25 protein-coding genes are annotated in these 24,527 nt (G+C 60.8%); 14 read left to right on the top strand and 11 right to left on the bottom strand.

What is annotated here, in order from left to right:
• Nucleotides 1-6 precede the first annotated feature (6 nt).
• Genes SNL23_RS27970 through SNL23_RS27985 form a run of 4 tightly spaced genes read right to left on the bottom strand, consistent with a single transcriptional unit; the run spans nucleotide 7 to nucleotide 2,619 of the window.
• Nucleotides 7-1,323: an ATP-binding protein gene (locus SNL23_RS27970; protein ID WP_318304329.1), complete on the bottom strand. Its 1,317-nt coding sequence runs from the start codon at nucleotides 1,321-1,323 to the stop codon at nucleotides 7-9.
• The gene (locus tag SNL23_RS27975; RefSeq protein WP_076016748.1) at nucleotides 1,320-1,988 is read right to left on the bottom strand and encodes a response regulator transcription factor; all 669 of its coding nucleotides are present in this window, start codon (nucleotides 1,986-1,988) and stop codon (nucleotides 1,320-1,322) included. The genes SNL23_RS27970 and SNL23_RS27975 overlap by 4 nt, the downstream gene beginning before the upstream one ends.
• Nucleotides 1,988-2,311 carry a PepSY domain-containing protein gene (locus tag SNL23_RS27980; RefSeq protein WP_003219549.1) on the bottom strand — a complete coding sequence of 108 codons (324 nt, stop codon included), beginning with the start codon at nucleotides 2,309-2,311 and terminating at the stop codon, nucleotides 1,988-1,990. The genes SNL23_RS27975 and SNL23_RS27980 overlap by 1 nt, the downstream gene beginning before the upstream one ends.
• A complete protein-coding gene (locus SNL23_RS27985) occupies nucleotides 2,311-2,619 on the bottom strand; it encodes a PepSY domain-containing protein (RefSeq protein ID WP_008432789.1) in 309 nt (102 codons plus the stop codon). Before SNL23_RS27985 ends, SNL23_RS27980 begins: the two co-directional genes overlap by 1 nt.
• A gap of 159 nt (nucleotides 2,620-2,778) precedes the next feature.
• Here SNL23_RS27985 and SNL23_RS27990 point away from each other — a divergent pair, with 159 nt between their 5' ends.
• The 7 genes from SNL23_RS27990 to codA all read left to right on the top strand — a co-directional run bounded on the left by SNL23_RS27990 (nucleotide 2,779) and on the right by codA (nucleotide 9,421).
• Complete coding sequence (locus tag SNL23_RS27990) at nucleotides 2,779-3,858, top strand: patatin-like phospholipase family protein (protein ID WP_318304331.1); 1,080 nt, start codon at nucleotides 2,779-2,781, stop codon at nucleotides 3,856-3,858.
• Nucleotides 3,859-3,935: 77 nt separating this feature from the next.
• Entirely contained in the window at nucleotides 3,936-4,292 is a 357-nt protein-coding gene (gene queD, locus SNL23_RS27995; RefSeq protein ID WP_003190259.1) for a 6-carboxytetrahydropterin synthase QueD, read from the top strand.
• Nucleotides 4,293-4,386: 94 nt separating this feature from the next.
• Nucleotides 4,387-4,839 carry a GNAT family N-acetyltransferase gene (locus tag SNL23_RS28000; RefSeq protein WP_076016746.1) on the top strand — a complete coding sequence of 151 codons (453 nt, stop codon included), beginning with the start codon at nucleotides 4,387-4,389 and terminating at the stop codon, nucleotides 4,837-4,839.
• Nucleotides 4,840-4,849: 10 nt separating this feature from the next.
• A complete protein-coding gene (locus SNL23_RS28005) occupies nucleotides 4,850-5,473 on the top strand; it encodes an NUDIX hydrolase (protein ID WP_318304332.1) in 624 nt (207 codons plus the stop codon).
• Nucleotides 5,474-5,675: 202 nt separating this feature from the next.
• A complete protein-coding gene (gene codB, locus SNL23_RS28010; RefSeq protein ID WP_076016744.1) occupies nucleotides 5,676-6,944 on the top strand; it encodes a cytosine permease in 1,269 nt (422 codons plus the stop codon).
• Nucleotides 6,941-8,158, top strand: coding sequence for a PucR family transcriptional regulator (locus SNL23_RS28015; protein WP_076016743.1), 1,218 nt, complete (start codon nucleotides 6,941-6,943; stop codon nucleotides 8,156-8,158). The genes codB and SNL23_RS28015 overlap by 4 nt, the downstream gene beginning before the upstream one ends.
• Before the next feature lie 27 nt (nucleotides 8,159-8,185).
• Nucleotides 8,186-9,421 carry a cytosine deaminase gene (gene codA / locus SNL23_RS28020; RefSeq protein WP_076016742.1) on the top strand — a complete coding sequence of 412 codons (1,236 nt, stop codon included), beginning with the start codon at nucleotides 8,186-8,188 and terminating at the stop codon, nucleotides 9,419-9,421.
• Between the two features lie 2 nt (nucleotides 9,422-9,423).
• Here codA and SNL23_RS28025 read toward each other — a convergent pair whose 3' ends face one another.
• The 6 genes from SNL23_RS28025 to SNL23_RS28050 form a co-directional block, all read right to left on the bottom strand.
• Complete coding sequence (locus SNL23_RS28025) at nucleotides 9,424-11,574, bottom strand: lipase family protein (protein ID WP_318304333.1); 2,151 nt, start codon at nucleotides 11,572-11,574, stop codon at nucleotides 9,424-9,426.
• Nucleotides 11,575-11,585: 11 nt separating this feature from the next.
• A complete protein-coding gene (locus SNL23_RS28030) occupies nucleotides 11,586-12,380 on the bottom strand; it encodes a hypothetical protein (protein ID WP_318304334.1) in 795 nt (264 codons plus the stop codon).
• Complete coding sequence (locus SNL23_RS28035; RefSeq protein ID WP_318304335.1) at nucleotides 12,373-13,215, bottom strand: DUF4123 domain-containing protein; 843 nt, start codon at nucleotides 13,213-13,215, stop codon at nucleotides 12,373-12,375. Before SNL23_RS28035 ends, SNL23_RS28030 begins: the two co-directional genes overlap by 8 nt.
• Nucleotides 13,215-15,257 carry a type VI secretion system tip protein TssI/VgrG gene (gene tssI, locus SNL23_RS28040; protein WP_318304336.1) on the bottom strand — a complete coding sequence of 681 codons (2,043 nt, stop codon included), beginning with the start codon at nucleotides 15,255-15,257 and terminating at the stop codon, nucleotides 13,215-13,217. Before tssI ends, SNL23_RS28035 begins: the two co-directional genes overlap by 1 nt.
• Before the next feature lie 310 nt (nucleotides 15,258-15,567).
• The gene (locus tag SNL23_RS28045; RefSeq protein WP_167663384.1) at nucleotides 15,568-16,557 is read right to left on the bottom strand and encodes a diaminopimelate epimerase; all 990 of its coding nucleotides are present in this window, start codon (nucleotides 16,555-16,557) and stop codon (nucleotides 15,568-15,570) included.
• Entirely contained in the window at nucleotides 16,554-17,315 is a 762-nt protein-coding gene (locus SNL23_RS28050) for a FadR/GntR family transcriptional regulator (protein WP_076016736.1), read from the bottom strand. The genes SNL23_RS28045 and SNL23_RS28050 overlap by 4 nt, the downstream gene beginning before the upstream one ends.
• A 234-nt stretch (nucleotides 17,316-17,549) precedes the next feature.
• Here SNL23_RS28050 and SNL23_RS28055 point away from each other — a divergent pair, with 234 nt between their 5' ends.
• Genes SNL23_RS28055 through SNL23_RS28085 form a run of 7 tightly spaced genes read left to right on the top strand, consistent with a single transcriptional unit; the run spans nucleotide 17,550 to nucleotide 23,747 of the window.
• Entirely contained in the window at nucleotides 17,550-18,290 is a 741-nt protein-coding gene (locus tag SNL23_RS28055) for an SDR family oxidoreductase (RefSeq protein ID WP_076016735.1), read from the top strand.
• Between the two features lie 28 nt (nucleotides 18,291-18,318).
• Complete coding sequence (locus SNL23_RS28060) at nucleotides 18,319-19,164, top strand: ureidoglycolate lyase (RefSeq protein WP_076016734.1); 846 nt, start codon at nucleotides 18,319-18,321, stop codon at nucleotides 19,162-19,164.
• 20 nt (nucleotides 19,165-19,184) lie between these two features.
• Nucleotides 19,185-20,462 (top strand): L-fuconate dehydratase, encoded by a 1,278-nt coding sequence (locus tag SNL23_RS28065; protein ID WP_318304337.1) that lies wholly within the window; start codon nucleotides 19,185-19,187, stop codon nucleotides 20,460-20,462.
• 38 nt (nucleotides 20,463-20,500) lie between these two features.
• On the top strand, nucleotides 20,501-21,361 hold the full coding sequence (locus SNL23_RS28070; protein WP_318304338.1) for an amidohydrolase family protein: 861 nt from the start codon (nucleotides 20,501-20,503) through the stop codon (nucleotides 21,359-21,361).
• On the top strand, nucleotides 21,358-22,131 hold the full coding sequence (locus SNL23_RS28075; RefSeq protein ID WP_318304339.1) for an SDR family oxidoreductase: 774 nt from the start codon (nucleotides 21,358-21,360) through the stop codon (nucleotides 22,129-22,131). The genes SNL23_RS28070 and SNL23_RS28075 overlap by 4 nt, the downstream gene beginning before the upstream one ends.
• A complete protein-coding gene (locus SNL23_RS28080) occupies nucleotides 22,128-22,475 on the top strand; it encodes an L-rhamnose mutarotase (protein WP_076016730.1) in 348 nt (115 codons plus the stop codon). The genes SNL23_RS28075 and SNL23_RS28080 overlap by 4 nt, the downstream gene beginning before the upstream one ends.
• A gap of 51 nt (nucleotides 22,476-22,526) precedes the next feature.
• Nucleotides 22,527-23,747, top strand: coding sequence for a sugar MFS transporter (locus SNL23_RS28085; protein WP_076016729.1), 1,221 nt, complete (start codon nucleotides 22,527-22,529; stop codon nucleotides 23,745-23,747).
• On the opposite strand, the gene SNL23_RS28090 is transcribed toward SNL23_RS28085, so the two are convergent.
• Nucleotides 23,689-24,510 (bottom strand): AraC family transcriptional regulator, encoded by an 822-nt coding sequence (locus tag SNL23_RS28090; protein ID WP_336417749.1) that lies wholly within the window; start codon nucleotides 24,508-24,510, stop codon nucleotides 23,689-23,691. The genes SNL23_RS28085 and SNL23_RS28090 overlap by 59 nt on opposite strands.
• Nucleotides 24,511-24,527: the final 17 nt, after the last annotated feature.

Here is a 24,527-nt window from a genome sequence, read left to right on the forward strand (position 1 = left end):
TTGCTTTCAATGGCGGCGTGGCAGGTCGACAACTACCTTTAACCCGCCCAGCTCGCTCTCCTGCAACAAAAGCACCCCGCCCCACACCTCAACAATATCCCGCACGATCCCAAGCCCCAGACCATGCCCGTCAGTCTGCTCATCCAACCGCGTGCCTCGGCTGAACACCTGGTCGCGCTGGCTCTCGGGAATCCCCGGCCCGTCATCTTCCACCACCAGCCGAAAGCATTCCGGGGTTTCGCTGATGCTCAACACAATCTCCTCGTCCGCCCATTTACAGGCGTTGTCCAGCAGGTTGCCCAACAACTCCAGCAGGTCTTCGCGGTCCCACGGCAACTGCAAACCAGGCGGTACGCGGTAACTCAAATCCAGGTGTTCGCCATGGATCATGTTCAGGGTCGCCAGCAACCCCGGCAATTCGCCATCGCAGTCAAACAGGGCCCCGGGCAGCGTCTCGCCGGCCAGGCGCGCACGATTGAGTTCGCGATTAAGCCGTTGTTGCACCTGCTCCAGCTGTTCGCGCAGCAGCTTGCTCAGTTGCGGATGGTCCTTGAGCTGCTCACTGGATGCCACGCTCAGCAACACCGCCAATGGGGTTTTCAACGCATGGCCAAGATTGCCCAGGGCATTGCGCGAACGTTTAAGGCTGTCTTCGGTGTGGGCCAGCAAGTGGTTGATCTGCGCCACCAGCGGTTCCAGCTCTACCGGCACCTGGGTGTCCAGTTGCGAGCGCTGACCTTGCTGCAGTTGCGCGATCTGGTTGCGCGCGGTCTCCAGCGGGCGCAAGGCGCGGCGCACGGTGACCCGTTGCAGAAGCAGGATCAGCAACAGCGCCGCCAGTCCCAGCACCAGGCCGATCTGGCGCATCAGGCGAAAGCTTTCCCTGACCGGGGTGTAGTCCTGGGCCACGCTGATGGAAATCGATTGGCCAAAACGCTTGTAGTCCGAACGCAGTACCAGCAACTGCTGGCCTTCCGGCCCCAATTGCAGGTTGCCCTTGAGCCCGGCTTGGGGCAGTTGTGGCAGTTCCTGGTCCCATAACGAGCGGGAACGCCAATGGGTGTCGGCAAAATCGATACGGAAATAGTGCCCGGAAAACGGCCGTTGATAGGCGGGAGACAGCCGCTGTTCATCCAGTTGCACGCCCATAGGCCCGCGCACCAACGCCACCAGCAGGTTTTCGCTGTCGTTGCGCAACCCCGATTCCAGGTAGCGTTGCAGGCCCATTTCGAACAGCCACAGGCTGGTCTGGGCCAGCACCAGGCCGACAATCACCATTACGCTGATCAGCCCAAGGCTCAGGCGCCGCTGGATCGACTTCACGCAGGGCTGGCGCCGAAACGGTAACCCTGGCCGCGCCGGGTCTCGATCACGCTGCGGCCCAACTTGCGGCGCAGGTGATTGACATGGACCTCAAGCACATTGGAGTCACGCTCAGTCTCGCCATCATATAAATGTTCGGCCAAATGGCTTTTCGAAAGGATTTGCTCGGGGTGCAGCATGAAATAGCGCAGCAGCCGAAACTCGGCGGCTGTCAGTTGGATCTCCTCGCCATCGCGCATCACGCACTGGCGGCCCTCATCCAGGTGCAAGCCGGCAGCTTGCAAGGTGGGCTGATTGGCCTGGCCATGGGAACGGCGCAGCAAGGCCTGAACACGCAGGTGCAGCTCTTCGGGGTGAAAGGGTTTGCTCAGGTAATCGTCGGCGCCCGCCTTGAGGCCTTCGATGCGCTCGGCCCACGAGTCACGAGCGGTGAGGATCAATACCGGCGTGGCCAGGCCGGCGGCACGCCACTGTGTCAACACTTCAAGCCCGGGCAAACCCGGCAGGCCGAGGTCAAGAATGATCAGGTCGTAGGGTTCGCTGCGCCCCTGATACACCGCGTCGCGCCCGTCCGCCAGCCAGTCCACGGCATAGCCCTGGCGATTGAGCCCGGCCATCAGCTCATCGGCCAGGGGTACGTGGTCTTCCACCAGAAGCAGGCGCATCAGTCGTCTTCCTTGTCTTTGAGCAGTTGACCGGTGTTGGCGTCGAGTTCGATCTCGCGCACCACGCCTTCGACCGTTAACAGTTCGATTTCATAGATAAAGCGCACAGGACGATCCTTGTGCTCTTCAAGCTCTGCATCCAGCAGCTTGGCGCCCGGGTAGCGCTCGAAAGCCGGGCCCAGCAGATGCTCAAGCGGCGCGATCACGCCCTTCTGGCGCAGGCGCAGTGCTTCATCCTGGCCCAGGTCCCGAGCGGCCAGGCCTGAGCAAAATGCCAGGAGCACCAGCGCCACTTGAACGCTGGTGCGTAGATTTACCTTCATTACGTATCCTGATGATCCTTGAGGACGGCGCCGGTGACAGCGTCCAGTTCCAGGTCCCACTCAACGCCCTGGGCGTCGCGCAGTTCAACCTGGTAAAGGTATTTGCCGTATTCCTCTTCAAGCTCGGTTTCATGCACGGTGGCACCGGGATGTTTGGCCAGTGCGATAGCATTGAGCTTCTCGAAAGACACAATGGTACCAGCGTCGCGCAACTTCAGTGCTTCGTCCGGCCCCAGGTCGCGAGCCTGGGCGACGCCAGCGGTGAGGGCAATGATACTGCTGGCGATCAAGGCTGTGAGGGTTTTCATGGTGAGTCTCCGTTTCAGGATATTTTGCCTACGGGGCTCACCGTACTGGATCCAACTTAACTGAAACTGAATTGCCACCATGGCAATTCTCTGCGAGACCTTTGCCTGCAACCAGGCCAGATTTTCTATACTGCCCTGCTCGCGGTAAATGAGACCGGTATGACTGCTATCCATATGAAGTTCCCCGCCTTGACCCTCAAGGCCGGTAAACGTGCGTTCTCGCGCATTCGCGAACAAGGGCTTGCGCCTGCGGACGTCGGCATCCTTCCCGGCGCCGCCGGTGGCCCCAAGGCCCTGGGCATCCAGGGTCTGGACCTGGCGCTGTTCGGCGACTGGCTACCCCGCGCGCCACGGGAACGCGCGCTGATCGGCGCCTCGATTGGCTCCTGGCGGTTTGCCAGTGCGTGCCTGCCCGACCCGGTACAAGGCCTGCTCGACCTGGGCCGGCTGTACAACGAACAGCGCTTTGCCAAAGGCGTGACCATGGCCGAAGTCAGCCAGAGTTGCGTGCGCATGCTCGATGATTTGCTGGCCGGCCGTGATGCCCGGGTGCTTGATAACCCGAACTACCGGCTGAACATCATGGTGGTCAAAAGCCACGGCCTGCTGGCGGACGATCATCGCGGTCGCCTCGGTTTGGGGCTGTCATCGGTGATCGCCGACAACCTGCGGGGCCGCGCGCGGCTGTCCCGGCACTTCGAACGGCTGATCGTCCACGACCCACGCCAGGCGCCTCCACTGCATGCGCTCAAGGATTTCCCCTCGCGGTTCCTGAATCTGGAACTGGGCAACCTGCGCCAGGCGTTGCTGGCGTCGGGCTCGATCCCCATGGTGATGCAAGGCGTGCGCGACCTGCCGGGCGCCGGTGCTGGCACCTATCGCGATGGCGGCCTGCTGGACTATCACCTCGACCTGCCCTACCACGGTGATGACATTGTGCTGTACCCGCACTTCACCGACCGGGTCATTCCCGGCTGGTTCGACAAAGGCTTGCCGTGGCGCCGCGCCAATCAACAGGGACTGCAGGATGTATTACTGCTGGCACCGTCGAAGGAATACCTGGCCCGCCTGCCCCACGGCAAACTGCCAGACCGCAGCGACTTCAAGCGCTTCATGGGCGATGACCCGGGCCGCAACAAGTACTGGCAAACCGCGATGAGCGAAAGTCAGCGGCTGGGGGACGAGTTTCTGCAACTGGCCGAAACCGGGCAATTGGGCGAGCGCCTGCAGGCCCTCTGATCAAGCGGTGTGCGCGGCGAGGTCACAAACTGTTAAACTCGCCGCCTGCCAGACACCTCACCGAGCTGAAAAACCCTGTGGAAATCTTCAAAGAGTTTACCTTCGAGTCCGCCCACCGCCTGCCCCACGTTCCGGAAGGCCACAAATGCGGGCGCCTGCATGGCCATTCGTTCAAAGTGGCGATCCACCTCAGCGGCGACCTCGACCCGCATACCGGCTGGATCCGTGACTTCTCGGAGATCAAGGCGATTTTCAAGCCGCTCTACGAACGCCTCGATCACAACTACCTCAATGACATTCCGGGCCTTGAAAACCCCACCAGCGAAGTGCTGGCCAAGTGGATCTGGAATGAGTTGAAACCGTTGTTGCCGGAACTCAGCGCGATTCGTATCCATGAGACTTGCACCAGCGGATGCATCTATCGCGGCGAATAAGCCGGCGAGGTAAAAAAACCACCCTTGAGGTGGTTTTTTTATGCCAGCGAGTCCCTTACAGTCGGGGCCTCTTGTACAGAAGGCGCACGCTGCGATGCCACCCCTTATCCGCCCCGCCACCGTTGACGATATCTGCGCTATCGAGGCCATCGTCCACGCCGCCTACTCCCCGTACATCGAACGAATCGGGCGCAAACCTGGGCCGATGCTGGATGACTATCACCAGCAAGTTACAGCCGAACGCGTGCATGTGCTGGAGCACGCAGGCCAGGTGCACGGCTTTGTCGTGCTGATCCATCACGAGAAGTACCTGCTGCTGGACAACCTGGCCGTCGCCCCCGGCGCTCAGGGTTTGGGTTACGGCCGTCTATTGCTGGAGTTCACCGAATGCCAGGCCAGGCAGGGCGCCATCCGTCTCTACACGAATGAGGCGATGAGCGAAAACATCGTGCTGTACACCCGCAAAGGCTATGTGGAAACCCATCGCGCCGAGGAAAACGGCCTGCGCCGGATTTACATGCAAAAAGACCTCACCGCCTCGCACTGAAGGAGTTCCCATGGAAAACACCTGGCTGGCCCAGGCCAAGCGCTTGCAAGCATTGGCCTCCACGGGGCTGCACTTCTGCACTGATGACTTCGAGCGCGAGCGCCTTGAGGAAATCGCGCAGATCGCCCACAGCATGCTGGCGCAATTGGGCGAAGTGCCGCTGGAGCGCATCACCGGCCTGGTACCGGATTTTGCCAAGCGCTATTCAACGCCGATGATTGATGTGCGGGGCGCGGTAATTGACGGCGACCGGATCCTGTTGGTGCGAGAGCTGACGGATGGCTGCTGGGCGTTGCCTGGGGGTTATGCGGATATTGGCCTGTCGGCGGCTGAAAACATCGTCAAGGAAATCCGCGAAGAGGCCGGCCTGACGGTCACCGCTCGGGCGCTGTACAGCGTCACCCATAAGGCCAAAGGCTTGTACCGGCCCGATATCCGGGATTTCTACAAACTCTACTTTCTGTGCGAACGGGTTGATCAACTGGCGCCGATGGCCGGTTTCGAAACTACGGAAGTCGGGTTCTTCAGCCTCGACGACCTGCCCCCGTTGTCCCGTGGCCGCACGATTGAAACTGACCTTGAGGCGGCCTTCGCCTTTCATCGCGGCGAGACCACTCACACCCTGTTCGATTGAATAACCGGTGATCCAATTTGTATCACCGCTGCACCGCTTTCGCGCCTGACTGGGCAGAAAGACCAATCCCTCCTGCGTGTCACCCCTGTTTGGCTATAAATACTGTGCAACGTGCACAGTCCTGACCGTGCGCTCGTCACTGCCCTGCACTTGGCACGACGGGTGCAATAGGCCTGCGTCACTCATTCAGGGAGAACGGCACATGACGCAGAACGAACCGGGCAATGACTACCCTCTCAGCGAGGTGCCCATGCATGCCCGCAAAGGCCTGGCCTCCACCGCCATGGTGCTGCTGGGCTTTACCTTTTTTACCGCGACCATGTTCGCCGGCGGCAAGTTGGGGGTAGCCTTCAGCTTTACCCAGATGCTCGGCGTCGTGGCCCTGGGTAACCTGCTGTTGGGTATCTACGCCGCAGGCCTGGGTTACATCGCGTTCAAGAGCGGTTTGAACTCGGTGCTGATGGGGCGTTTTTGCTTCGGTGAAGTGGGCAGCAAGCTGAGCGACTTGATCCTCGGATTCACCCAAATCGGCTGGTACGCCTGGGGCACCGCCACCGCTGCCGTGGTGCTGGGCAAATATTTCGAGTTGAGCCAGGGCAGCGTTCTGGGGTTGATGGTGCTATTTGGAATGGTGTTCTGCGCGACGGCCTACGTGGGCTATCGCGGGCTGGAGATTCTGTCCTACATCGCGGTGCCGGCTATGGGCATTTTGCTGTTTCTGTCGATGTGGGTTGCCACGGTAAAGGTCGGCGGGCTGGACGGGCTGCTGGCCGTGGTACCCACCGGTGAGCTGGACATGTCCACCGCCATCACGCTGGTGTTCGGCACCTTCGTCAGCGGCGCGACCCAGGCCACCAACTGGACGCGGTTCTCGCGCTCGGCCAAGGTCGCGGTGCTGGCCAGCCTGATCGGCTTCTTTATCGGCAACGGCTTGATGGTACTGATCGGTGCCTACGGCGCCATCGTCTACCAGCAGCCCGACGTGGTCGAAGTGTTACTGCTGCAGGGTTTTGCCATGGCGGCCATGGCAATGTTGCTCCTGAATATATGGAGCACCCAGGACAACACCATCTACAACTTCGCCGTTGCCGGCTGCAACCTGCTGCGCACCAAGCGCCGCAAAACGGTGACCCTGGCCGGTGCGGTGATCGGCACCCTGCTGGCGCTGCTGGGTATGTACGACATGCTGGTGCCCTACCTGATCCTGCTGGGCACGGTGATCCCACCGATTGGCGGGGTGATCATGGCGGACTTCTTCTATCGCTATCGCGGCCACTATCCGCGCTTGGCCGATACGCGGCTGCCGGCTTTCAACTGGCCAGGGCTGATCGCTTACGCCGTGGGCACGGTGCTGGCGTTTCACTCACCTTGGGTGGCGCCGTTGGTGGGGATTGTGGCTGCGTCGCTGACCTACATCGTGCTGACCAGCGTCCTGCGCGTGCGGGCACCGTTGGCTGACGTCCAGGCATGAGCCTGACGATAGCCGATGTGCTGGCCTTGCCCGGCCTTGAGTCGATGTGCCTGCGGGCCGGGGAAGCCGGCCTGGAGAACACGGTGCGCTGGCCCTATGTCGCGGAAAACAGCGGCATTGCCGAATGGGTGTTGGGCGGCGAACTGGTGTTCGTCACCGGCATCAATCACCCACGGGATGAGGCCAACCTGCTGGTGTTGCTGGACGAAGCCTGTCAGCGCCAGGTCGCCGGCCTGGTAATCCTCACGGGGCCGGACTATATCCAGGCAATTCCCCAGCGCTTGCTGGAAGCGGCGCACGATGCGGGCATGCCGCTGATCGAACAGCCGTACTCGTTGAAGATGGTGCTGGTGACCCAGGCCATCGGTTCGGCATTGATCCAGTCGCAACAGCTGGGGCGCTCGCGACATGATGTATTGGAACGCCTGCTGGCCGGTGATTACCAATCCCTGGATTTGCTGTTGCACCGCGCCGCCCAGCTGGGCATGCCGTTGGCCGGGCACTGGCAGCTCGTCCAGCTGCAACTGGACGGCAGCGATGCACTGTTTGCCCAAGGTGAAGCGCCGGTGGTGGAGGCACAGCTTGCCCGTCAGCACGATGCCATTACCCGACGTTTGCGCCAGTTTTCGACGCAGCATCCGTCGCGTCTGCCTGTGCTAGGGCGTGCCGGACAATGGACGTTGCTGTTGCCGGCGATGGACGCGGGTGCGGCATTGGCCAATCGCCAGTTGTTGGCAGGTTGGTTGAAAGCACTGAACCTGCGCCTGGCGCCGTTGAAACTGTTTATCGGCCTGAGTGCTGCCGCGCACCCACCCGCGCGACTGGCCCAGGCCCTGGATGAGGCGCGCCAGGCGTTGGCCGCTGCACGACGGTTCAGTGAGCGCGCCGGGCTGTGTGTCTACGACGAGTTGGGGGTACTCAAATTGCTCAGCGGCGTGCGGGATCGCGCCCTGCTCGACCAGTTTCTCAACGAACGCCTGGGGCCGCTGCTGCGGCACGACCTGCACCACGGCCCAAGCCTGATGCCGACCCTGGAGGCCTGGTTCCACGAGAATGGTAACCTTGTGGCCGCCGCCCAGCGGCTGGCGGTTCACCGTAACACCCTGACGCACCGCGTCCAGCGCATCGAAGCCCTGTGCGGGCTGACGCTGGACAATTCTTATGACCGCCTGGACATCGGCATTGCGCTGATGATCTGGCGGCTGTCTGCCTGACTGTTTTTTGCCAAGAGGAACTTGCCCATGCACATCATCAACGCCCGCCTGCGCAACCGTGAAGGCCTGCATGATCTGCACCTGGAACACGGCCGGATCGCCAGCATCACCCAACAAGGCGCGGCTCCCATAGCGGGCCCCGACGACCTGGACGCCGCCGGCAACCTGGTGGTACCGCCCTTCGTCGAGCCGCACATCCACCTCGACGCCACCCTGACCGCCGGCGAGCCGCGTTGGAACATGAGCGGCACACTGTTTGAAGGCATCGAGTGCTGGGGCGAGCGCAAGGCCACCATCACTCTGGAAGACACCAAGACCCGCGCCAAAAAAACCATCCAGACCCTGGCTGCCCATGGCATCCAGCATGTGCGCACCCATGTCGACGTCACCGACCCGGGCCTCACCGCGCTCAAGGCCATGCTCGAAGTGCGCGAGGAAAGCGGCCACCTGATCGACCTGCAAATCGTCGCTTTCCCCCAGGAAGGCATAGAGTCCTACCGTAATGGACGCGAGTTGATGGAAGAGGCTATTCGCCTGGGCGCCGACGTAATCGGCGGGATCCCGCACTTTGAATACACCCGCGACCAGGGAGTGAGTTCGGTGAAGTTCCTGATGGACCTGGCCGAGCGCACCGGTTGCCTGGTAGACGTGCACTGCGACGAAACCGACGACCCGCATTCGCGTTTTCTTGAGGTGCTGGCCGAAGAAGCCCGCAGCCGCGACATGGGTGCCCGCGTGACGGCCAGCCACACCACGGCCATGGGCTCTTACGACAATGCCTATTGCGCCAAACTCTTCCGCCTGCTGGGGCATTCGGGCATCAGCTTTGTCTCCTGCCCCACCGAAAGCATCCACCTGCAGGGCCGCTTCGACACCTTCCCCAAACGCCGCGGCGTGACCCGGGTCAACGAACTGCTGGAGGCCGGCATGAACGTCTGCTTCGGCCAGGACTCCATCGTCGACCCTTGGTATCCACTGGGTAACGGCAATATTTTGCGGGTGCTGGAAGCCGGGTTGCATATCTGCCACATGCTCGGCTACCGCACCCTGCAAAGCGCCCTCGACTTGGTCACCGATAACAGCGCCAAGGCCATGGCCTTGGGGGATCGTTATGGCCTGGAGCCAGGGCGTCCGGCAAACCTGTTGATCCTGTCTGCGGACAGCGACTATGAAGTGATTCGCAGCCAGGGATTGCCGCTGTATTCGATTCGCGCAGGCAAGGTGCTGATGAAGCGTCAGCCGGCGCAGGTGGAGTTTTTGTAAGCTCATACGATTGAGTCGATATCGAGGGTTTGCGGCTTTCCCCAGCCGTCATCCGGTTGTGGCGGGATGCTCGCCACTTGGGTGAACTCACGGTTTTGCGGGTGGGTGAACCAGCGTTTCAGGCTAGATTGAAGGATGGGTGATGAAGCTTGGCTGCCGTAGACGTCGCGAGCCTGGAGGCGGCGCCAGCGGAGGGTTTCCAGGCGGTCGCGACTGTCCTTCAGCCGGTCTACTTCCTGGCTCATGGGGTCGTGGTGTTCGTAGCCACGCTGGTTGGCAGGACGATGCAGATCCAGCTTTTTTCGTTGTTCCCGTAGCTGGTGCTGCATGGTGAACAAGGCTTTGTCGATCAGTTCGAATTCACGGGCAGTTACGAGGGTACCATGGGTGTCGAGTGTTTGTTGCCAGCGGCGCAACGTGGCCCAGGCGGCGGGGATGTAGCTGACGACCATGGAGTGATGGGCACTCTGAACAAGCTGTTTGATCAGGTTGGCGCGATCCGGCATATCGCCATTGAGCCTCAATGCGCGTTTGCAGGCCGCGTCCTCAATGGATTCACAGCCAGGGGTCCACAAGACGGAAGACTGTGTACCGTCCGGTAGCAGTATCGGCATGAAGTGCTGCTGCGCGCCGTGGTGCTGGTAAGGGTTGCCGGTCAGCCGTACCAGGCCCAAGGCAAACAGCAGGCCCCCGGGCGCAGGGTTGCTGAATAGCACCACGGCGCCAGGAATCCAGATTTTGGCGGTGGTGTTCATCCAGGGCGCAGGCACACTCGGGACAGGGTCGTTGTGGTTGACGATGCGGTGATGCACCAGAGCGGAGGCACCGTCGGTGAACTCGGAGTCGGCAGCTCGGGGGGCTCCGTAGGTGTATAGGAGGATGTTGTAGTGGGCATCTTCGGTTCGACGTAATCCCTCAGCCAGTAACAAGGCAATCGCACCGCCGAGGCTATGGCCGCAAATGACGATCCGCTGCCCCGTATAAAATTGGTCAAGGTAGCGCAGTACAAAATCACGCATGGCCTGATAAGCCTTGTGAAAGCCTTCATGAGCCTTGCCTACGCCCTCGACAAAGGCCACTTGATGGGCATTTGCATCCCGCAGTTTATCGGCGCCACTGGCCGTGCCCCTTATCGCAACAAGGATCACTTCATCGTGATGGCAGATATAGGCCTGGGTGTCAGTGCCGTGCTTTTTATCATCGAAAAAGTGCAGTCGTTCCGGATGTTCCTGCTCTTCCCCTAACTCAATGCGATTTTGCTGATACAACTCAGCGTCGAAGGGCAAAATTTCGAAACGTCGGGAATACGGTACGTCTTCATAAACGGGGTAAAAATGTTGCACCAGCTCAACATCGACTTTCCAGGGTTCCTGATAGCCCGATAGCCTGTCGGCAAAGAAATGACCAACGCTGGGCTCCAGTGGAAAGCTGACTTGATCGATGGGTTTTGTTGGAGGCTCTTGTCCAAAATCGCAATAGCTCAACGTGGACATCAGTGCCAACTGATAGAGGTTCAAGGCACAGAATTGATCCTCGGTTGACAGCATAGGGCGCAGTGCTCGCAATGGGCGAACCTCAAGTACTGTGTGCCGGTTGGGAAATAAAACGACGCCGACCAACGTCGGCTGGGGTGGCCCGAATCCAAGGTCAGCCATCATTTTTAGAGCATGCCGCGGGGGCCGATGAGTGCGGGATGCCACGGGTGGCAGGTGAGCTGCATGTCGGACCAAATCACGCACTTCAACCTGATAGAAGTGGTCCGTCTGACTCTTCGTAACACTTCGTTCCACACGTTGACCGTCGGGGCGTAGAAAGCGGGTTTTTTCCGCACGAACCTGGAGCTCGGTGATGGGTAGCTTGTAAGCCACACGCGTCATCAGTTCGGTATATGGCTTTTCCGAGCCGGAGTAGCGCGCATCTAACTTAACGATTAGCGGGCCACAATAAAAATCGTCTTGTCTGGCGAAGCCCTCACCATCCAGGCGACCGAAGTACTCACGCCCCGCACTATCATAAAATGTGTAAGGCAGACCGCCGTAGGCCTTTCCGTCCCCCGACTCATCTACTAAGCAGAAACTTGCCCAATGTCCTCGTAACGAACAAGCAGGCGCCTTGTCACTAAAAAACGGTTGCTTCCATGCATCCTGTTTCATAAATAAGCTTCCTATTCTTTACACGTGGGATAGACGTCGCATACGCGTCCATCCGGCATTTTGATAGCTTTGAAATCAGTAGTATTCCCACGGCAATACGCAAACACATCGTCCAAACTTTCCCCCATACAACGTTTCCAGCCTCCCGGTACGGCCACCCAATTGTCGTCTACAGCAGGTAGTTCCTCGTTAGTCACTGCTAGTACCATTCTCAGTGTTTTCCCATTTAACTGGTCCCTTTGTGCAAAGCCTCCTGCTCGCGATTTACTCGGTTGTCCAATAGCGTCCAACGAGTTACACATGAGAATTTTCCTGATCGCATGCAGCGGTCCGATCGTCCTGAAAAACCACTGACACCGCCCCCGTAACTCCTGAACACCCGACTCAGGCATTCCGGCCATCCCGTCTTCTAACCGATCCCGCACATTAATAATTGCGAAATCCCCCCCGACATCCGCCGACCGCTCTCCCCACTTCGCATACATATCAAACGTAATACTGCGCAACACCAACGGGCACCCATCCACCCTCTCCGTCAGTGGTACCTCAAAGCTCACCCGATGGGCCACCGGCTTGCCGAGGGTGTCAAACACCTTGTCCTCCCGCCACTTGCCCTGTCGTTTGGGTAGGGTGCAGGTCTCACCCGTTGCCGGCCGGTAAGCCGCATCACTCTTGAAGCGAAAATTCGCCGGCAAGTCGACCTCCAGGGTAAAACTATCCGCCGGCTTCATCACGCAGCCAGAAACAGCCAACACGCCACAAACGAGCAACCCTCGCCGCACTCTCAACATAACTCCCCTACGCATCCTGCTTCTCCCGCTCCACCCGACTCCACTCCCCAACCACACGCTGAAAATGATCCTCCGCCACTTCCCCACGCATCGGCTGCCATCGAATAAGCACGTCCCCAGTGGCTTCTACCAACCACCGCACCACCAAAAACTCCAGCTGTTCCGGCCTCTCCCATTGCCAACCCCGCGCTTGTTCCAGCACCTGTTCCAGCCAGATTCTCGGGTCCTGAAATTCAGCCAGTTGACTGAGCGCCTCGCTGTACTCAGCCAGCAGATAACGCAGGATATTGGCCTGCAAAATCGCTCCCGCCTGAGGATTCGGAACCTCCAGCCACGGTGCAGGGCCAGGCACCGGATAAATCCCAGGAGCCGGGTTATCACCACGGCACCAACGCTCACCCTGCCAGTAACACACGCTGATCAGCGGACCGAGAAAAGCGGGCCAGTCCTGAGCAGGCAGGTGAACCAAAGCCCGCGCCAAGGTGCGGTTATCGTGGAAGCGGTACAGCGCCTGGCTCCCCGGCGCTCCCACCACTAACCTGTCGCGCCAATGCCGGGTAACACCCGATAAATCATCACCAGGCAGGCTGCCCAACCATCCCCAATTACGCTGAGGGTTTTGCAACAAGCCCACCAATCCGGGCTCGTTGACATGGTCGAGCAACAGGAGCATCGGCCCGTCCGCCGCCATTTCCGATGCGATGGTTTCACCATAGAGGCTGCGATACTCAGCGACCGTGCGTGTCGCCAGCAGTACCCCGCGCGCATCGCTTTCACCCTGTAGAACCAGGCAAAGCCGGCGCCCTGCCTGCTGCTGTTCAGCCATCCACTGGCCAGGCGCGATCTCCATCAAGCCGCCCTCCCCGTGGATTCGCACAGGCCTTCGCGGCAGCGCTCGCACACTGGACAGAAGTCCGCATCCAGTCGTCTGGCCAGCTCCATGATTGCGCCTTGGATAACCGAAACCTTTGGCCCGTCCGCTACAAATGCGGCTGAGGCAGTCACGTCACCCGGCCCGACAGGGTTAGCTGTGCGCGTCCCGGCAGGCACACCGCCCAGCGTGATCGGGCGACTGCTGAAGATCCCGCCGGCCTGAATCAGCAAATGCTCACCACCGGCCTTGAAGCTCAACTGCGCGCCGGCATCGATAACCAGGTTGGCACCCGCCTTCAGATGGACCTGTTGCCCCGCTTCGATCACCAGGGTATGGCCTACATGGGTTTGGCTGTTGCCCTGCACGTGCAGGTGATCATCCGCCTCAAGCCGGACCTTGCGGTGCCCGGCAATGCTGCGATGTTCCTCACTCCCAAGAGTGGCCGCACTCAAGCCGTGAATGGTTTCCTGGCGTTCGCCCAGCACCTCCAGCCGACTGTCGTGGCCGACCTGCTGCTCCAGGTCGCGCTGGGCGCGCAGGTAGATGAGCTCCTGGCCGCTGCGGTCCTCGAGGTGCAGCTCGTTAGCTCCCGACCCGCCCGGCGAACTGCGGCTGCGCAGAACGCTACGGGTCTTGTGTTGCGGCAACGGATAGGCGACCGGTTGCAACGTGTTAGGCAGGCAACCATTGATCACTGGCCGGTCCGGGTCGCCCTCCAGGAACGTCACCAATACCTCCATGCCCACGCGCGGGATCATCACCGCGCCAAAGCTGTCGCCCGCCCAACCGGATGCCACCCGCACCCAGCAGCTGCTCTTGTCGTCGTTCTTGTCCAGCCGGTCCCAATGAAAGCGAATTTTCACCCGCCCGTGTGCGTCGCAATGCACGTCCTCACCCACGGGGCCGGTGACGGTTGCGGTCTGGCTGCCGCTGATACGCGGTTTGGGGTGCTTGAGCGGCGGGCGGTAAGCGGCGCGCCAGGGCGTTGCGGTAAATCGATTGCGATAGCCTTGGAATGCCTCGGTATCCACCACCGCCTCCTCCAGCACCTGCGGCTGATAGCCTTCGTGGCGCACGCTGGTGATCAGCCACAAGTCATTGCAGGAGAGGTCCGGGTGGCCGCGCAGTTCCAGGAAATGCCCACTGCGCAAAGCCGGCTGATCACTGCGGCCCAACGCCCGATGACGGTCCCGCTGATGACGTTCCAGGCCCCGACGGGCCAACTGCGAACCTCGCAGGTGCCCCGTGAATCCCGCTGGGTATTGATAGTTCTCAAGTGCCGGGGAAGATCCGGCCTGCTCGTGCAGGCGCGACGACGGATGTTCAAAGTCATAGTCACGCAGAACAACTTGAGCGCTGCGTGTGGCCAGGCGCACATCGAAACGCTGGATCACCAATGCTTCGGCCGCTGGGCCACCGGCCGCACAATAGTGCTGCGCCGGCAAACGACGAAACACCGTCTGATCATCACCAAACACCAGTACATGGCCGTCCGCACTGTGGCGAAAGTGGTAGTGGATGCCCTCTTCCTCGCACAGCCGCTGGATAAAATGCAGATCGGTTTCCGCGTATTGCACACAGAACGTACGTGGCGGGTACACCACCGGCCCTAACTCAAACGCATAGGCATCGGCGAAAATACCGTGATGCTCAAGCACCGCCGCGATGATTTGCGGCACGCTGCGCTGCTGGAAAACCCGCTGGTCGCTACGGTGGACCAGGTACGCCAGACGCGGAGCAAGGGTCAGGTGGTAGCGGGTCAGGCGCCGCCCCGGGTCGTCCCGGCCAACGGCATAGATCTGCCCGTGAAGGCCTTCACCCGGCTCACCAAAATCCAGATAGGCCGGTTGGTGAAGCAGCTCCTCCAGATCAAGGCCGGGGTTTTCACTGACCCACTGCACTTCAATGAAAAAAGGCTGGTCAATACTCTCGCTGCCTTTAAACGCCAGTACCTGAAGTTCCTGTTTTATTCCTGCGACGATCAATTTGAAGCGTGACGAAACAAGCGTGTTAAACATCCGTTGTTACCCGCCATTCATTGTCGAATTGAAATACCCCCTTCAGAAAACGAAGAGAAAACCACTCAATTCGAAGCCGATTAAAAATGCCTGAGCCCCAGGAATACTAGCGCCTTCAGGCAAAAATCGACCGCCTCAAAATAAAAAAGAAGATTCGTACATTGATATTGGAAGAGTCTTTTATGAATTACGGAAATACAGTTAAACAGCCAGCATTCAACAACAAGAATACTCCTACACGACTATTCACCAAGATTACTTATTTATAAGGAACCGACCGACAAAGATAATTAAGCCAGTCATTCCTCTTTCAGAGTTCTTGCACCCGCGCCGTCCCGAACAGGCTAACGCTCAACACTTCACCCGCCTCAGCCTGCAGCCGCACCGGTGCAGTACCGCCCGGCATCACCACCGCCACCTCACCCGCAGTCACCCATCCTACAGACCAGGCGGCGCAAGCCACCGCACTGGCGCTGGTCCCGGACGACGCCGTCGGCCCCTCACCACGCTCGAACACCCGCGCGATGACGCGGTTGCCTGAATCCCGCGCAACCCATTGCAGGTTGACCCCGGAAATACACGGTTGGCCGGCCCCGGCAGGGGGTGCAAAAGCAATCGCCTTTAGCGGATCGAACAACGCTGGCCGATGCATCTGCGCGTTGTCCGGCAACGCCGACGCATCCTGTACCAACGTCACACAATGAGGGTTGCCCACCCGTACAAACTGGCTGTGACGCCACTCCGGATTAAGCGTAGCCAGTGGCAAAACATGGCTCACCTCGGTTCCCTCAAGCGAGACCAAGCCAACGCCAACAGCCCCTACCGCCACAGGCCCGAATTCGGGACGCCCCAACGCCAGCCAGAAGCCCTGCACCTGTTCATACTCCGCAGGCTCAACTCGCGTAACCACTGGCGACAGTGCATCCGCCTTGTCGTGATGCACCCGCAGGTCGCAGCCTTGCGCCATCAATCCCAGGTCGGTCAACGACTGCGCAAAAATCGTCAGGCCATTGCCACTGCGTTCGGCCAGGGAGCCATCCGTGTTGACGATCAACAGGTCAAAGGGCGGCGCTGCCTGAAACGGCCCCACCAACAAGCCGTCACAGCGATGCTCCTTGGCCTCTGCCGGGCGCGGCAAAGTACCCCAACCGCACTCGGCAGCAATCGCCGCCGATGCCCAAACACCCCGGGTACCAGCGGCCAAGTCGGCGCGATCCGGCACGTCGATTCCCTTGTTGCGTAACTGCGCCGGGCTTACCACACCGTAGATGTTGCCGCGGGCGTCGTAGAACACAGTCATTGCGCAGTCCGCATAAAGATCCGTACCACTTCCTCCAGATGCTTGCGCATGGCCTGTCGCGCACCTTCCACGTCCCGTTGTTCCAGTGCATCAAGGATCTTGCGGTGCTCGTCTTCCGAGCGATGGGGCATGTCGTCCGAGGTGTAATGCGCCTGCAACCGCTGGAACATGCTGCCGTAACGATGCCCCAGCAGGTGCGCAATCATCAGCGCATAGGCCGGATTGCCCGAGGCCTGGGCGATGCGGATGTGAAACAGGCGATCGCCTGGGTGGGTGTGGGAGCCTTCGCGGTTATCCTGCACGTTGCGCTCGAAGGCCTCACGGATACCCGCGAGTTCCTCGTCAGTGGCGTGTTTGGCCGCCAGGGCGGCAGCTTCCGGCTCAATCAGGCGACGGGCCTGGAGCAAGGAAAACGGCGGAATCTCGGCATTGAAATCGACGTGCAGGTTGAGTTCCGGATCGAACTCTTTCCATTGATCCCGGGTGGCCTGGGCCATTACCGGTTCCTGGCTGACTTTCGGCTGCACCGGCTCACACACCAGCACGCCGTTGCCCACCCGCACGTCCACCAACCCGATCACCTCCAAGGCAATCATCGCTTCACGAACGGAGGCGCGACTCACCCCCAACAGCTTGGCCAGTTCGCGTTCAGCCGGCAGACGGCTGCCCGGCGGAAATTCTCCACTGTCGATCAACGCCCGCAACTGGTCGGCGATTTGTCGATAAAGACGTTGGTTATCAATCACTTGAAATGGCATCTAGGCTCAGCTCGATTCATGCACAGCACGGTCAACGTGATCAACCCGCGAAAAAGCCGCTTGTTGACCGGGAAGACCCATGCTAAAAATTGGATCAATGGCCTGACCATTGGATCGTTTCCAGTGTGCTGATCATAGCAAACCCTCCGGGGTTCGCTATGCCACAGATGCAGGCGTTTTACGCCCTCAATGGCCTGACCATTGAGCCAATAATAACAATCAAGGGAATCTGTCATGGACCTCACCGGTAAACGCGTGCTGATCACCGCCGCCGCCCAGGGGATTGGCCGCGCCAGCGTCGAAGCCTATCTGGCGGCCGGCGCCGAAGTGATTGCAGCCGACATCAATCAACAGGCGCTCGCCGACTTGCCGGGCGCGCAAACGGTATTACTGGATGTCACCGACGCCAGCGCCATTCAACGCCTTGCTGCCGAAATCGGCCCGCTCGATGTGCTGTTCAACTGCGCAGGCGTGGTGCACGCCGGCAATATTCTTGAATGCCCGGAAAGCGACTGGACGTTTGCCCTGGACCTGAACGTCACCGCCATGTACCGCATGATCCGCGCATTTCTGCCGGGGATGCTCGCGGCGGGCGGCGGTTCGATCATCAATATGTCGTCGGTAGCCTCCAGCCTCAAGGGCGTGCCCAACCGCTTTGCTTATTGCGCCAGCAAGGCCGCGGTCATCGGCCTGACCAAGTCGGTCGCGGCGGATTTTGTCACCCAACGCATTCGCTGCAACGCCATTTGTCCCGGCACCGTGGAGTCGCCTTCGCTGCAGCAACGCATCATCGAACAAGCTAGCCGTGAAGGTCGCCAGCAGGATGAGGTATACGCCGCCTTCACCGCGCGTCAGCCGATGGGACGCTTGGGTACACCCCAGGAAATTGCCCAGTTGGCGCTGTACCTTGGCTCCGATGCCAGCGCCTTTACCACCGGCACCACCCAGATCATTGACGGCGGCTGGAGCAACTGACCGCCCACTTCCAATAAGAGGATTGCTCATGAAACTGCTGCGCTATGGTGAAAAAGGCCAGGAACGTCCGGCCCTGCTGGACGCTGATGGACGTCTGCGTGACCTGTCCGCTCACATCAGCGATGTCGCCGGTGACGCCCTGCTCCCGCAAAACCTCGCTCGCCTGCAAGAGCTCGACCCCGCGAGCCTGCCCTTGGTACCGGGCAATCCGCGTTTGGGTGCCTGTGTCGGCCAAGTAGGAAAATTCATCTGCATCGGCCTGAACTACGCCGATCACGCCGCTGAAACCGGCGCCCCCATCCCTGACGAACCGATCATCTTCAACAAATGGACCAGCGCCATTGTCGGCCCCAACGACAACGTCGAAATCCCCCGCCACTCCACCAAGACCGACTGGGAAGTCGAACTGGGCGTGGTGATCGGCCAGGGCGGTCGTTACATCGACGAAAGCCAGGCCATGCAGCACGTGGCCGGCTACTGCGTGATCAACGACGTCTCCGAGCGCGAATTCCAGCTGGAACGCGGCGGCACCTGGGACAAGGGCAAAGGCTGCGACACCTTCGGCCCGTTGGGCCCGTGGCTGGTCAGCCGCGATGAAATCGCCGACCCGCACCAACTGTCGATCTGGCTCGAAGTCGACGGCCATCGCTACCAGAACGGCAACACCCGCACGATGATTTTCCAGATTCCCAAACTGATCAGCTACCTCAGCCAGTTCATGAGCCTGCAACCAGGAGACGTGATTTCCACCGGCACCCCGCCCGGTGTCGGCCTGGGGATCAAGCCCACGCCGGTCTACCTCAAACCGGGGCAAAAGATCCGCCTGGGCATCGAAGGCCTTGGCGAACAGAACCAGATCACGGTCGACGCCTGACAAGAACCAAGGAGCCGTTCATGACCACCATTACCGCGATTCGCGTCGAAGATATCCGCTTTCCTACGTCCCAGTCCCTGGACGGTTCCGACGCCATGAACCCGGACCCGGACTACTCGGCTGCCTATGTGATTTTGCAGACCGACAACCCGGCCCTTGAAGGCCATGGCCTGACCTTCACCATCGGCCGTGGCAACGAGATTTGCTGCGCAGCAATCCAGGCCATGCAGCCGCTGCTGGTGGGCTTGACCCTGGAATGGATCGCCGAAGACATGGGCCGTTTCTGGCGCCATGTCACCAGCGACAGCCAGTTGCGCTGGATTGGCCCGGACAAGGGCGCCATCCACCTGGCCACCGGCGCGATCGTCAACGCCGCGTGGGATTTGTGGGCCAAGGCCGAAGGCAAACCCCTGTGGCGCCTGGTGGCCGACATGAGCCCGGAACAGTTGGTGCGGTGCATCGACTTCCGCTACATCACCGACTGCATCACCTCCAGCGAAGCCCTGGCCTTGCTGCGCCAACGCGCCGAGGGCAAGGCCGAACGCATGGCCGACCTGCAAGCCAATGGCTACCCCTGCTACACCACCTCGGCCGGTTGGCTCGGTTATGGCGACGAAAAGCTGCGCAGGCTGTGCCAGGAAGCAGTGGATGCCGGGTTCAACCACGTCAAACTCAAGGTCGGCCACGACTTGCAGGACGACCTGCGCCGCGTGCGCATCGCCCGCGAAGTGCTGGGGCCGGACCGCCAACTGATGATCGACGCCAACCAGGTGTGGGAAGTCGACACCGCCATTGATTGGGTGCGCGAATTGGCGTTTGCCAAGCCGTGGTTTATCGAGGAGCCCACCAGCCCCGACGATATCGAAGGCCATCGCAAGATTCGCCTGGGTGTGGCACCGGTCAAAGTCGCCACCGGCGAGATGTGCCAGAACCGGATCATCTTCAAGCAATTGATCATGCGCGAAGCCATCGACGTGGTGCAGATTGACGCCTGCCGCCTGGGTGGGGTCAACGAGGTGCTGGCAGTGATGCTGATGGCGGCCAAATATGGCCTGCCGGTTTGCCCCCATGCTGGTGGCGTAGGGCTTTGCGAGTACGTGCAGCATTTGTCGATGATCGATTACCTGTGCATCGCCGGCACTCACGAAGGCCGGGTGATCGAGTATGTCGACCATTTGCACGAGCATTTCGAGGAACCGTGTGTGGTGCGCGATGCGGCTTATCTGCCGCCCAAGGCACCGGGTTTCTCGATCCAGATGAAAGCCGCGTCCCGGGAGCAATTCCGCCACCGGCCGTGACCTGAAGCACACATTTGATTGGACGGAGCACAATAATAATGTCGTCCCCATCACCTCTGAGGCTCGATGCGCACCAGCATTTCTGGCGCTACCGGGCCGCTGATTATCCGTGGATCGGTGCGGCTGAGGCTGACCTGCGGCGGGACTTTCTCCCACAGGATCTACGGCCGTTACTCGACGTTGCCGAACTGGACGGCTGCATTGCGGTGCAGGCCCGCGCGGGTGAGCAGGAAACCGACGCGCTGCTGGATATGGCGCGGCAGCACCCGTGGATACTCGGCGTCGTCGGCTGGGTCGACCTGTGCGACCCAACCCTGGAACAACACCTGGAACAGTGGCGCGACGCACCGAAACTCAAGGGCTTTCGGCATCAGATTCAGGACGAACCTACACCCGCCAGTTTCATGGCTGACCCGGGATTCGCCCGCGGCCTGCGTCATCTGCAACAACAAGGCTACGTCTATGAGGTGCTGATCCGCTGCGCCGACCTCGATGCCGCCACCGCCATGTGCCAACGCCACGACCAGCATCATCTGGTGCTGGATCACCTGGGCAAGCCCGACATCGCCAACGGCCCGGCCGGTTGGGCAGAACACCTGGCGCCCCTGGCCGCCCTGCCCCACGTCAGTTGCAAGCTGTCGGGCCTGCTCACCGAAGCCGGGCCCGATCAACGCAACGCGCAGGCATTGCGCCCTTATATCGAACTGGCATTGGAACTGTTCGGCGCCGAGCGCTTGATGTTCGGCTCGGACTGGCCGGTGTGCCTGCTGGCAGGCGAATACCAGGGCACCTGCCAATTGCTGCAACAGACCCTCGGCCAGCTGTCGCCCAATGAACAGCAGGCGATCTGGGGCGGCACCGCCCAGCGGGTCTATCACCTTGAAGGAAACTGCCCATGAATTTGCATTTGCAGGAACGCGTGATCATCGTCACCGGCGGCGGCTCGGGGATTGGCGCCGCCATCTCCATGGGGCTGATTGCCGAAGGCGCGATCCCGGTGATTTTCGGTCATCAACCGTTGTCGCCAGCGTTCGCGGCCGAGCTGGAACAGCAAGGCCAAAGCCACTTCATCCGCGTCGAGTTGCGCGATGAAGACGCCTGCCGCGCGGCCGTCGACGAAGTGTTGCAACGCTTCGGGCGCATCGACGGCCTGGTGAATAACGCTGGGGTCAATGACGGTGTGGGGCTGGACGCCGGCCGTGCTGCCTTTGTCGAATCCCTGGAAAAAAACCTGATTCACTACTACCTCATGACCCACCTGTGCCTCGACGCCCTCAAGGCCAGTCGCGGGGCGATCGTGAATATCAGTTCCAAGACGGCCCTCACCGGCCAAGGTGGCACCAGCGGTTATACCGCCGCCAAAGGAGCGCAGCTGTCCCTGACTCGGGAATGGGCAGCCTCCTTGCTGGAGTTCGGCATCCGGGTCAATGCGGTGGTGCCTGCCGAGGTGCTGACGCCGTTGTACCAGCGCTGGATCGACGGCTTCGACAACCCAGAGGCCAAGCTCGCCGCCATCGTCGAAAAAATCCCGTTGGGCAAACGGATGACCACCCCCGAGGAAATTGCCGACAGCGTGCTGTTCCTGCTCTCACCTCGCGCGTCTCACACCACCGGGCAATGGCTGGTGGTGGACGGTGGCTACACCCATCTGGACCGGGCGCTGACATGAGCGGCCAACGTTACTGCCTGGCCCTGGACCTGATCGACGATGCGGCATTGATCGACGAGTACCAGCAGTTGCATCAACGCATCTGGCCCGCCGTGGCCGAACATCTGCGCAGCCAGCACATCGTAGAGATGCAGATCTGGCGCCTGGGCACGCGGCTGTTCATGGTCATGGACACTGCGGCCGGTTTCAGCTTCGAAGGACTGGACCACGCCGCACGCGCCAACCCTGAAGTGCAAGCCTGGGAAACCCTGATGTGGCGTTTCCAGGCGCCCACGCCATGGACTGATCCTGGCGGCAAATGGCAGCCGCTGACGCAGGTTTTCAGCCTCACCGACCAACCCTAGCACCCGCTGCATCGCACGCCTTGATCCCATAAAAACAACAGGAGAAGCGTCATGTTAAGCAAAGACACACACCTGGCAGGCACCCGTGCCGTGCCGACCTATCGCTGGGCGCTGATGCTGGTGACCAGTCTGTTCTTCCTGTGGGGCTTGTCCTACGGTTTGCTGGACGTACTGAACAAGCACTTCCAGGAAGTGCTGCACGTCAGTAAGGCCCAGTCCGGGCTGTTGCAAAGCGCGTATTTCGGCGCATATTTCCTGATCGCCCTGCCGGCCGGATTACTGATGGACCGCCACGGCTACAAGGCCGGGATCCTGCTGGGCTTGTGCCTGTATGCAGCGGGCGCGTTGCTGTTCATGCCCGCGGCAGCGGCGGCGAGTTTCCCGTTCTTCCTGTTCGCGCTGTTCGTCATCGCCTGCGGCCTGGGCTGCCTTGAGACCGCTGCCAACCCGTACGCCACGGTGCTGGGCGAGCCCCAGGGCGCCGAGCGGCGGTTGAACCTGGCGCAATCGTTCAACGGCCTTGGTCAGTTCTTCGGGCCGCTGATTGGTGGCGCAATGTTTTTCAGCGTCGGCAGTACGCCGGCGTCGGACATGAGTTCGCTGCAAACCACCTACGTGGTGATCGCCGTTCTGGTGTTGCTGGTGGCGCTGTTGATCGCCCGCACGCCGCTGCCGGACTTGCGCGCCCAGGAGCAGGCACTGCAACCGGAGACTGGCAAAGGGCTGTGGCAATATCCGGAATTCGTCGGTGGGGTGATCACGCAGTTTTTCTACGTGGCGGCCCAGGTCGGGGTCGGTGCATTTTTTATCAACTACGTCACCGAGCACTGGGCACAGATGGGCAATCAGCAAGCGGCTTACCTGCTGTCGATCGCGATGCTGGCCTTCATGTTCGGGCGCTTTTTCAGTACCTGGTTGATGGGACGGGTCAGCGCGCAGAAGCTGCTGCTTTTGTATGCGTTGATCAATATCGCATTGTGCGCGCTGGTAGCGATTGGCCTCGAAGGCATCTCGGTGATCGCGCTGATTGCGGTGTTCTTCTTCATGTCGATCATGTTCCCGACGCTGTTCGCCATGGGCGTGAAAAACCTCGGGCCGCATACCAAGCGCGGCAGTTCATTCATGATCATGGCGATTGTCGGCGGTGCCCTGATGCCCTACTTGATGGGCAAGGTCGCGGATAACAGCACGGTGGCGCTGGCTTATTTATTACCTATGGGCTGTTTCGTGATTGTGGCGGTGTATGCCCGTAGTCGGTTGCGCCATCCATGAAGTACCGCCCCGGCGTCGTCCCGAACGTGCGTCGGAACATGGCAATAAAGGCACTGACGTTTTCATAACCCAGGTCCAGCGCAACCCGAGTGACCGGTGCATGGGCCGCCAGCAACTCCAACGCGCGCAACAATCGCGCGCGCTGGCGCCATTGGCTGAAGGTGAACCCGGTCTCGGCGACAAACCGTCGGGCCAGTGTGCGCGCAGAGAGTCCGGACCACTGCGCCCACTGTTCCAGCAGGCGGTTGTCGTCGGGGTTGTCGGCCAGCGCCTGGGCGATGCGCAGCAGGCGTGGGTCCTGGGGCAGCGGCAAGCCGAATGGCTCCTGGGGCAAGCCGGCGATTTCATCAAGGATCACCTGGGCAATCCTTACCTGTGGCTGTTCCAGCATGGGCTCGGCCCAGGTTGCCGCGCGTCTTACAGCCTCCAGTAACAAGGCCGACGTGCCGATAACGCAGGTCTGTTGCGGCAGACCGGCACACGCCTGAGGGTCGACATACACACTCCAGCCATCAAACGGCCCGTGGGAACGCAAGGCGTGGGAACAACCGGGGGCAATCCACACCGCGTGAGTGGCCGGCACCACCCAATGCTGGTGCGCCGCCTGCACCGAGAGCAACCCGCGCTGGGCCCCGAGCAATTGCCCCCGGGCATGCTGATGGGGCGCGGTGGTGCGCTCGACGGGACTGCTCCGCAACGTTGCCACCAGCAAGGGACCGCCGATTGCGTTGGCGAGTTGAGGTGAAACGAAGGTTGGCAGCATATGGCAGCTTTACCGTA

This window comes from Pseudomonas sp. SED1 (genome assembly GCF_034044025.1).
GTDB lineage: Bacteria > Pseudomonadota > Gammaproteobacteria > Pseudomonadales > Pseudomonadaceae > Aquipseudomonas.